This is a genomic window from Erwinia sp. V71, from assembly GCF_965644245.1.
GTDB lineage: Bacteria > Pseudomonadota > Gammaproteobacteria > Enterobacterales > Enterobacteriaceae > Erwinia.
On sequence record NZ_CBFFRK010000041.1, the window covers coordinates 24,673 to 33,950 of the forward strand.

Consider the following 9,278-nt stretch of genomic DNA (forward strand, 5'->3'; position numbering starts at 1 on the left):
TTAGTCGTTAAGAATAGCAAGAACCTGCTGATGCAGCGCCGGGCAACCGCTGGCGACCACCGCCCCACCGTTTTCCGCCCGTCCACCGTCGAGCGTGGTGACCACCCCGCCAGCCTGTTCGATGATCGGAATCAGCGCCACAATATCGTAAGGCTGCAGCGAGAATTCAACGCAAATATCGATGCGCCCGGCCGCCAGCATCGCCATGGCGTAGCACTCACCGCCATAGCGCGTCATCAGCACCTGCTGTTCCAGAGCAGCAAACTGAATGTCACTGTGCATCCCGGCCGGTTTCGGCGCCGTGGTATGCAGCACTGCCTGGGCCAGCGCGACATTTTTGCGCGTCTGCAGTGGCTGCAGACCATGCACACTGCTGCCCCATGCGCGCTGGCCATCCGCCCAGAAGCGCTCACCGATAAATGGCTGGCTCATCATCCCCATCACGGCGCGGCCCTGGTGCTGCAGGCCAATCAGCGTGCCCCATACCGGAATGCCGCAGAGGAACGGACGCGTGCCGTCAATCGGGTCAAGCACCCACTGGAGCGGGCCGTCGCCGCTGCTGCCGAACTCTTCGCCCATAATGGCGTGCTGCGGATAATGCTGTGCAATCAGCTCACGCATCACTTTTTCTGCGGCGCGATCGGCTTCGGTCACCGGGTCAAAGCGAAAGCCCTCTTTGGGCTTACTTTCCACCTGCTGCAGCTCACGGCGGTAACGCGGCAGGGTTTCCAGACTTGCGGCATTCGCCAACTGATGTAAAAAGGCAATATCGGGCAGAGGAGGGCTCATCTTCGTCATACTCCCTTGTGAGCTGTCGGCCATGGTAAAGTTGCACACGACATGCTATACCATCACCATGCTCACTTATGCTTGTTTAAGGTAATAGAAGGATTTTTCATGCTCGATTATGCAACTTTCCCGCAACAACGGCAATCACTGATTCGCCAGAAACTGCGTGAGGAAGGCAGAGTGGTTTGTGCCGACCTTTCCGCTCAGCTGCAGGTTTCCGAACACACAATCCGCAGGGATCTTCAGGAGCTTGCGCGCGAAGGCATCTGCAAACGCGTGTATGGTGGCGCCGTCAGTATGGTCGATGAAGCTGACAGTTTCATTAACCGGGCACGAGATGGCAGCCCGGAGAAGAACGCGCTCGGCGTGGGTTGTGCGGCGCTGATCAAGAGCAGCGGCTGTATCTTTATTGATTCCGGCTCGACCAATCTGGCGATTGCCCGCCATCTGCCGGATCATCTGCCCTTAACGCTGGTGACCAATTCACCGCAGATTGCCGTGGAACTGATGAATTATCCGCTGTGCGAAGTGATTCTGCTGGGTGGCCGGGTACAGAAGCTGACCGGCGGCAGCCTGGGCGTGACGCCACAGGAGCAGATGGAAAAAATCTGGTTTGATCAATGCTTTCTCGATGGCTGTGCGATGGACCCGGAGACTGGCCTCACCGTCTTCGACTATGAAGATGCCGGGTTTAAACGCGCACTGGTTCAGCGCAGCAATGAAATTATCGTGGCGCTGACAGCCGATAAAATGCCCGGCGTTGCACGCTATGCCGTCGCGAGCTGTGAAGACATTTCAACACTGGTGGCGGTAAAGGCGCTGGCGGAGGAGAAAGTCGGTGTGTTTGCTGAGAAAAAAATCAGAATTGAACTGGTATAAATCATGGTGCTGACCCGCACAGGTCAGCACCATCAGGTCACAGGCTCAGCATGCGCTGAATCGTCGTCATCACCGCATCATCATGGTTGTACCCGGTGATAAAGTTCGCCGCCTGTTTGGTCTCCTCAAACGCATTACGCATGGCAAAACTGTAGGTCGCCGCGGCCATCAGCTCGACGTCATTGTGCCCGTCGCCAAACACCATGGTTTCCTCCGGCGTCGCCCGCAGTCTCTCCTGCAGAATCGCGACGGTATGCCCTTTATGCACACCGACATCAGTGATATCGATCCAGGCCGGTTCCGATACCACGATCCAGGTTTTATCGAAGAATGCCGCCAGATGCGGTTTGATTTGCGGGCAACGTTGCTGGTGATCGTAAACGGTGATTTTGAAGAAATCGGATTTAACTTCAGCGAAAGCGGCCACCTGCACCACACGGGCGTAAGATTTTTTCATCTTCGCCACCAGCTCCGGTGCCACATCCTGACGCAGATACGCCCCTTCAGGCGTACAGGCGATGACCACGGATTCCGGGCTGACGGCCTCAATCTGCGCAATGATGTCCTGCCCGAGCGTATTGCTGAACAGAGACTGATAGACGTAGTCGCCCTGATGTTTGATACGTGTCGCGCTGTCGCCGAGTATCCAGAAATCACGCGCGTCGTCGCCAAACAACTCTTCCACCCGCTCACTCTGCTTGCCGGTACAGAGCGCAAAATGGACGCCTTTCTGTGCCATTAATGCTTTCACCTGGGAGAACAGCTGGCGGTTAAAATCGCCATCATTATTGAGGAAGGTGCCATCTAAATCGGTGATGATCAGTTTTATCATTGTAACCTCGTTATTCAGGACCCGAAGAGAGAATAAACTATCACAAAGCAGCACAAACGATCACCAACAATCATCGGCAGTTGCTGTTTTCTGCCGCAAAAAAAGAGGGCGACCTGATCGCCGCCCTCTGCTGTTACGCTAAATCCGCGCCATTGCTGGCAATCACTTTTTTGTACCACCAGAACGATTTTTTACGCGTACGCGCCAGCGTGCCCTGCCCGTGATCATCGCGGTCAACATAGACAAAACCGTAGCGCTTGCTCATCTCACCGGTTGACGCCGCCACCAGGTCAATACAGCCCCACGAGGTGTAACCCATCACCGGAATGCCATCGGCAATCGCATCCGCCATCGCTTTGATATGCTCACGCAGATAACTGATGCGGTAGTCATCATTGATTTCCCCCTGCGCGTTGATGTCATCCTTCGCGCCAAGGCCATTTTCCACCAGGAACAGCGGTTTCTGATAACGGTCATACATCATATTCATGGTGATGCGTAACCCCAGCGGGTCGATCCCCCAGCCCCACTCACTGGCCTGGATATGCGGGTTCTTCAGTGACTTAACGATATTGGCGGCGCTGCTGTTCAGCTCGTTCATCTCAGCTGACGCGCAACGCGAGGCGTAGTAACTGAACGAGACGAAATCGACGGTGTTTTTCAGCATCTCTGCATCACCGGCTTCCATCGCGATCTCAACCCCTTTCTCACGGAACAGGCGTGCGCTGTAAGCCGGATAGCTGCCGCGCGCCTGCACATCGATAAAGAACAGGTTCTCGCGATCTTTTTCCAGCGCGGCCCAGACATCTTCCGGCTTGCATGACGACGGATAGAAATTGCCGCCCGCCAGCATACAGCCAACCTGATTGTGCGGGTTGACTTCGTGGGCAATTTTGGTCGCCAGCGCGCTGGCAACCAGCTCATGATGCGCCGCCTGATATTTCACCTGATCCTGATTTTCGCCCTCTTCGAACACCAGCCCTGCGCCCGAGAACGGGCTGTGCAGCAGGATATTGATCTCGTTAAAGGTCAGCCAGTATTTCACCAGGCCATCAAAGGCTTCAAAACAGGTGCGCGCATAACGGGCAAAGAACTCCACCATCTTGCGGTTGCGCCACGAGCCATACTCCGTCACCAGATGCATCGGCACATCGAAGTGGCACAGCGTCACCAGAGGTTCGATATTGTATTTCTTACATTCCGCGAACAGATCACGGTAAAACGCGATGCCTTCCGCGTTGGGTGTCAGCTCGTCGCCATTGGGATAGAGGCGGCTCCAGGCAATCGAGGTGCGGAACACGCTGAAACCCATCTCCGCCATCAGCGCGATATCTTCTTTGTAGCGATGGTAGAAATCGATCGCCTGATGACTCGGGTAAAACTCATCGTCGCGATGGCTAAAACGCTTCTGCTGACCCAGCTTAACCGCCAGACGCTCCGCGCCATGCGGGATCATATCAACCGTGGTGATCCCTTTGCCGCCTTCGCGCCATGCGCCTTCCGCCTGGTTGGCGGCAATCGCACCGCCCCATAAAAATCCTGCGGGAAATGCCGTTGCTGACATCAGTTTCTCCTTTATTTAGTTCGCTTTGACCGCACTCAGAGCGGGCGCGGTCACCGCCGCATCAGCGCTGGCGGTTTTTTCGTCTTTTTCGTCTTCCACCGGAATATCGTCAAATCCCAGCAGTAAGGTCATCACAAACGACAGCACCACTGCCAGCACCATCACCGCAAACACCCAGACAATGCTCATCGGGTTGGTCGGGTCGAAGAACTGCACTCTGGTAAACAGACCTGGTGACGCCATCGAGTGGCTGGCCAGCCCGGCAATCCCGGCCACCGCGCCGCAGATAAAGCCGCTGATCAGACTGGCGATCAGCGGACGTTTCAGCCGTACCGCCACGCCATACAGCGCCGGTTCAGAAATCCCGGCGACAATCGCAGACGCCGCAGCCGCCAGCGCCGTCTGGCGCAGTTCCGGGTTTTTGGTGCGCCACGCCACCGCCAGCGAGGAACCGCCCAGCGACAGATTGGCACCAATCTCCGATGGCATCACCATGCCCTCTTTGCCGGTTTCGGCGATTGTCTGAATAATGGTCGGGGTAAACACGCGGTGCATACCGGTCATTACCAGCAGCGGCCACAGTGCCCCCATAATCGCCACTGAGAGCCAGCCGAGATAACTGTGGATGGTATACACCAGCGCCGAAATCGCGCTGCCGATCCAGATACCGAGCGGACCAATCAGCATGATGGCAATTGGCGCGGCAATCAGCACAATCAGCATCGGTTTCAGGAAGTTTTTCGTCACAGCCGGGGTAATGCGATCCACCCATTTCTCAATGTAAGAGAGGATCCATGTCATACACAGCGCCGGGATCACGGTATAGGTGTACTTCACCGCCGTCACCGACAGACCGATAAACTCGACCTGTTGCCCCTGCGCGGCTTTCGCCATCAGGTCAACAAAGTTGGGATGCACCAGCACCCCGGCGATGGCAATCGCCAGCGACATATTGGTTTTAAATTTCACCGCCGCCGAGGCTGCCACCATGATCGGCAGGAAGAAAAACGCGCCATCGCCAATCACATTGAGGATAACCAGCGTCGATGAGCCTTTATCAAAGACGCCAGTCATATCGAGGATCATGGCGAGCAGTTTCACCATTGAGCCGCCGATAATCGCCGGGATCAGCGGCGACATGGTGCCAATCAGCGCATCCAGAATGCCGGCGCCAATACGCTTTAAGGTCAGTTTATTGCGCTGCGGCGGGGCCACCGCGGCAGACACGCCCGCAAGCAACAGCTTCAGCACTTCGGCATACGCACGGGAAACATTGTTGCCAATAATCACCTGGCACTGCTTCTCGTTCTTCACCACCCCCATCACCCCTTTAATCGCCTTCAGCCTGGCACTGTCGACGATCGTTTCATCATTCAGCACAAAGCGCAGGCGCGTCATGCAGTGGGTAACAGCAGCAATATTCTCCGCGCCGCCAATGGCGTCGACGATAGACTGGGATACAGCATTAAAATTCTGCGACATCAGCAACCACTCTTTATCGTTATCAGGTTTTTACTTCATAGGTAACCGGTTCCACACAAGAGTGTTTAGTTACTGGTAACAGTTCAAGCTCCATTTGCAGATAATTTTCATTTTGTGATGATGATCTCCTTCAGTCGCGACAGCGCCGCTTTATTGACTTATTTTGTCAATAAGGTACTTTTTCTGACATGAAGAATATCCTGATTATCGTCCCTGATGGGGGCATGCTGTTTGAGTCGACGGGTATCGCCGACATTCTGATGCAGGCAAACCGTCTGCACACTGAAGGCTTAACGCAGCCGCGTTACAGTGTCACCGTCGCCACCACCCAGCCACATCAGGTGATCCACGGCCAGTCCGGGTTGAACCTGCTGGCGGACCACCGTCTGGCGCAGCTCGCCCCTGATGAAACGCGTGACACCATTATGATCACCGGCCGCGGGCAGAGTGAGGATGAAGCCTGTGCCGTCACCGACTGGCTGCGTCTTGCCGCGCCTTATGCGCGCCGGGTGGTTTCCATCTGCGGCGGCGCCCTGCTGCTGGCGCAAAGCGGTCTGCTTGATGGTCGCCGCGCCACCACCCACTGGCGGTTGCTGGAAACACTACAGGCACACTTCCCGCGCGTGAAAGTCGAAGGGGGCCCGCTGTATATCCAGGATGGCCCGGTATGGACGTCCGGCGGTGTCAGTTCCGGTTTTGACTTAACCCTGGCGCTGATTGAAGAGGATTACGGCTTCACGCTGGCGCGCGATGTGGCGCAGGACCTGGTGATGTATCTGCGTCGCCCCGGCGGTCAGCTACAGTTCAGTCGTTACCATCTGAATCAGGCAAGGAGCAGTGGCCCGGTCAGCACGCTGCAGACATGGATTCTCAGCAATCTCGCTGCCGATCTGTCAGTGGAAAAACTGGCGGAGCATATCGCCATGAGCCCGCGTAATTTCACCCGCGTCTTTAGCCGTGAAACCGGCGCGACGCCCGCCCGTTATGTGGCGGAGGCGCGTCTGGCCGCAGCCCGTCACCGGCTGGAACAGACCACGGAAACGCTGGAGCAGGTGGCGGTCGCCACGGGTTTTGGCAGCAGCCTCAATCTGCGCCGTATCTTTGAAAAACAGCTGCATCTGACACCAGGCGAATACCGTCAGCGCTTCCATTGTCGCAAAATGGCGTAAATTGATCGTTATTTGTCATTTAAGCCATTAATGGCCAGGCCTCCAGTGATGACAGACACTACATCACTGGAGGACATCATGGTAAAGGTCGGTATTAATGGCTTTGGCCGCATCGGTCGTAACGTGCTGCGTGCGGCGCTTGGTCGCACAGATATTGAAATTGTCTCCATCAACGATCTGACAGACAGCAACACCCTCGCCCATCTGCTGAAGCATGACTCACTGCTGGGCACCCTGCCGGTGCCGGTAAGCGCCGGAGAGGGCCAGCTGCAGGTGGATGGCAAAACCCTTCGCGTGTTCTCCGAACGCGACCCGGCCAATATCCCGTGGCGCGACGCGGGCGTGGATATCGTGATTGAAGCGACCGGCTTTTTCACTGAACGTGCCAAAGCGGAAGTCCATATCACCCACGGTGGCGCGAAGCGGGTGATTATCTCCGCCCCGGCAAAAGGCGATGACCTGACGGTGGTGCTCGGCGTTAACCACCAGCAATATGACCCGCAAAAACATATTGTTATCAGCAACGGCAGTTGCACCACGAACGGCCTTGCGCCCGCCGCACAGGTGCTGCATCCGAACTTTGGGATCGAGCATGGCCTGATGAACACCACCCACGCTTACACCAACAGCCAGGCGCTGCATGACCAGCCGGAGAAAGATCTGCGTGGTGCACGCGCCGCCGCTCAGTCGATTGTCCCTTATTCCAGCGGTGCGGCGAAAGCAATTGGCCGGGTGATCCCGGAGCTGGATGGCCGTATGACCGGTTATTCGCTGCGTGTGCCGGTGCCGGTGGTATCGATTGTCGACCTGACCGTCACGCTGAAACGCGATGTCACCGTGGAAGAGGTGAACGCAGCGTTCCGCAAAGCCGCGGAGTCTGGCCCGCTGCAGGGCATTCTTGGCTACAGCGATGAACCGCTGGTTTCCAGCGACTATCGCGGCGATCCGCGTTCGTCGATTATCGATGGCCTGTCGACGCTGGTGATTGGCGGCAATCTGGTGAAAATCCTCGCCTGGTACGATAACGAGTGGGGTTTCTCTAACCGGCTGGTCGAGCTGGCACTGCTGCTGGACCAACGCGGTCTGTAATCCGTCACTGCGGGGTGGCTGAAGCCGCCCCGTCATCGCAGGCACTTTACGGCGCGTATTCCCGCCGCGTCCCGGCACAGAAATGTGTAGAATGATGATAATTTTGCACAATTCAGGAACCCGTCATGTCGACGATGCAGGAAGTGGCGAAAAAGGCCGGCGTGTCCAAAGCCACCGTTTCGCGCGTATTGTCCGGAAAAGGCTACGTCAGCGAAGCCACCCGGGAACAGGTGTTTAAGGCGATTGAAGAAGCGGGCTACCGCCCTAACCTGCTGGCGCGCAATCTTGCCAGCAGTACCTCGCAATGCATCGGTCTGGTGGTCACCAATACCCTGTATAACGGCAGCTACTTCAATGAATTATTGTCACAGGCAGCCAAAAAGCTGGAAGACAATGGCCGTCAGCTGATTCTGGTGGATGGCAAGCACAGCGCCGACGAAGAACGTCAGGCGATTGAGTTTCTGCTCGATCTGCGCTGTGACGCGATCATTATCTATCCGCGTTTTCTTTCCGTTGATGCCATGGATCTGATTATCGAACAGCACAGGCAGCCGATTATGGTGGTCAATCGTCAGTTGCGGAAACATCTCAGCCACTGCGTCTGCTGCGACCATAAAGCCTCCAGTTACCAGGCTACGCGCTATCTGCTGCAACAGGGGCACCGCGATATTGCCTTTATCACTGGCTCACTTGATTCCCCCACCGCCACTGAACGCCTCTCCGGCTATAAACAGGCACTGGCAGAGGCCGGGGTTGCCTTGCAGGAACAGATGATCGCGGCCGGAAAGTGGAGTGCGGAAAGCGGCGCGGCGGCGGTGGAGAAACTGCTGGCTGAGCAGGCCACATTCAGCGCCCTGCTGGCGAGTAATGATGATATGGCGATTGGCGCGATGAAAGCACTCAGCGATGCCGGGCTGCGCGTACCGCAGGATGTGTCGGTAGCCGGTTTCGATAATATTCCTAATGCGGCTTATCTTCAGCCAGCACTGACCAGCGTGAAAGAGCCGGTCAGTGAAATGATTGGCGCGGTCATCGACCGCCTGATTTCAATGCTGGATGGTGGCTATTTATCTCCCGACAATATCTTCCCTGCCGGGCTGATTATTCGCGCGTCGACGGGACGTGGTCCGTATTATCAGGTGTAGCTTTCTTCTCCGGCGGGCGAATATTCTGGCGATTAATTTCAGAAGCATATTTAATCCCGAACCAGCTAAAGCCGCCATCGGGCAGACATTTCACCGTCGCGGCATCGACAATACCGCGTTTTTTATAAATTGCGCGGTATTCGCCCTCCGCGACGCGGATATAACCGGCATCCTCGCCAAACGGCATAATGGTGTGATAGCGCTGCTGGCAGGAAAAGGTACTGCGGGTATCAAAATGGTAAAAGTTACCAATTCGCGAATTCAGATAATAAGTGCAACGCTTGGTCATGTGGATGGAGGGACGGTTAGCTACCGATAAGCTATCCTGC

The 9,278-nt window shown here is 56.2% G+C and carries 8 protein-coding genes and 1 pseudogene; 4 read left to right on the plus strand and 5 right to left on the minus strand.

The genetic code is table 11. From position 1 onward, the window contains the following. A complete protein-coding gene (hisN, locus tag ACSZO1_RS11035) occupies positions 1–789 on the minus strand; it encodes a histidinol-phosphatase (RefSeq protein ID WP_437612451.1) in 789 nt (262 codons plus the stop codon). A gap of 108 nt (positions 790–897) precedes the next feature. On the opposite strand from hisN, the gene ACSZO1_RS11040 reads away from it, so the two are divergent. Beyond that, a complete protein-coding gene (locus ACSZO1_RS11040; RefSeq protein ID WP_437612452.1) occupies positions 898–1,668 on the plus strand; it encodes a DeoR/GlpR family DNA-binding transcription regulator in 771 nt (256 codons plus the stop codon). Positions 1,669–1,705: 37 nt separating this feature from the next. Here the strand turns inward: ACSZO1_RS11040 and ACSZO1_RS11045 are convergent, their stop codons facing one another. The 3 genes from ACSZO1_RS11045 to ascF form a co-directional block, all read right to left on the minus strand. After that, the gene (locus tag ACSZO1_RS11045) at positions 1,706–2,500 is read right to left on the minus strand and encodes an HAD family hydrolase (protein WP_437612454.1); all 795 of its coding nucleotides are present in this window, start codon (positions 2,498–2,500) and stop codon (positions 1,706–1,708) included. A 133-nt stretch (positions 2,501–2,633) separates the two neighbouring features. Further along, on the minus strand, positions 2,634–4,064 hold the full coding sequence (locus ACSZO1_RS11050) for a 6-phospho-beta-glucosidase (RefSeq protein ID WP_437612456.1): 1,431 nt from the start codon (positions 4,062–4,064) through the stop codon (positions 2,634–2,636). Between the two features lie 15 nt (positions 4,065–4,079). Further along, the gene (gene ascF, locus ACSZO1_RS11055) at positions 4,080–5,546 is read right to left on the minus strand and encodes a PTS cellobiose/arbutin/salicin transporter subunit IIBC (RefSeq protein ID WP_437612458.1); all 1,467 of its coding nucleotides are present in this window, start codon (positions 5,544–5,546) and stop codon (positions 4,080–4,082) included. Positions 5,547–5,734: 188 nt separating this feature from the next. Here ascF and ACSZO1_RS11060 point away from each other — a divergent pair, with 188 nt between their 5' ends. The 3 genes from ACSZO1_RS11060 (at position 5,735) to ACSZO1_RS11070 (ending at position 8,949) form a co-directional block, all read left to right on the plus strand. After that, positions 5,735–6,715, plus strand: a complete 981-nt coding sequence (locus ACSZO1_RS11060; RefSeq protein ID WP_437612460.1) for a GlxA family transcriptional regulator — start codon at positions 5,735–5,737, stop codon at positions 6,713–6,715. A 78-nt stretch (positions 6,716–6,793) separates the two neighbouring features. After that, complete coding sequence (gap, locus tag ACSZO1_RS11065; protein WP_437612462.1) at positions 6,794–7,804, plus strand: type I glyceraldehyde-3-phosphate dehydrogenase; 1,011 nt, start codon at positions 6,794–6,796, stop codon at positions 7,802–7,804. A gap of 125 nt (positions 7,805–7,929) precedes the next feature. After that, complete coding sequence (locus tag ACSZO1_RS11070) at positions 7,930–8,949, plus strand: LacI family DNA-binding transcriptional regulator (protein WP_437612464.1); 1,020 nt, start codon at positions 7,930–7,932, stop codon at positions 8,947–8,949. Here the strand turns inward: ACSZO1_RS11070 and ACSZO1_RS11075 are convergent. After that, positions 8,906–9,278: pseudogene (locus tag ACSZO1_RS11075) on the minus strand (hypothetical protein); the annotation flags it as partial. The gene ACSZO1_RS11070 and the pseudogene ACSZO1_RS11075 overlap by 44 nt on opposite strands.

Coding starts and splice junctions, on each gene's coding strand:
- hisN (WP_437612451.1), bottom strand. CDS start 789: ATGAGCCCTCCTCTGCCCGATATTGCCTTTTTACATCAGTTGGCGAAT.
- ACSZO1_RS11040 (WP_437612452.1), top strand. CDS start 898: ATGCTCGATTATGCAACTTTCCCGCAACAACGGCAATCACTGATTCGC.
- ACSZO1_RS11045 (WP_437612454.1), bottom strand. CDS start 2,500: ATGATAAAACTGATCATCACCGATTTAGATGGCACCTTCCTCAATAAT.
- ACSZO1_RS11050 (WP_437612456.1), bottom strand. CDS start 4,064: ATGTCAGCAACGGCATTTCCCGCAGGATTTTTATGGGGCGGTGCGATT.
- ascF (WP_437612458.1), bottom strand. CDS start 5,546: ATGTCGCAGAATTTTAATGCTGTATCCCAGTCTATCGTCGACGCCATT.
- ACSZO1_RS11060 (WP_437612460.1), top strand. CDS start 5,735: ATGAAGAATATCCTGATTATCGTCCCTGATGGGGGCATGCTGTTTGAG.
- gap (WP_437612462.1), top strand. CDS start 6,794: ATGGTAAAGGTCGGTATTAATGGCTTTGGCCGCATCGGTCGTAACGTG.
- ACSZO1_RS11070 (WP_437612464.1), top strand. CDS start 7,930: ATGTCGACGATGCAGGAAGTGGCGAAAAAGGCCGGCGTGTCCAAAGCC.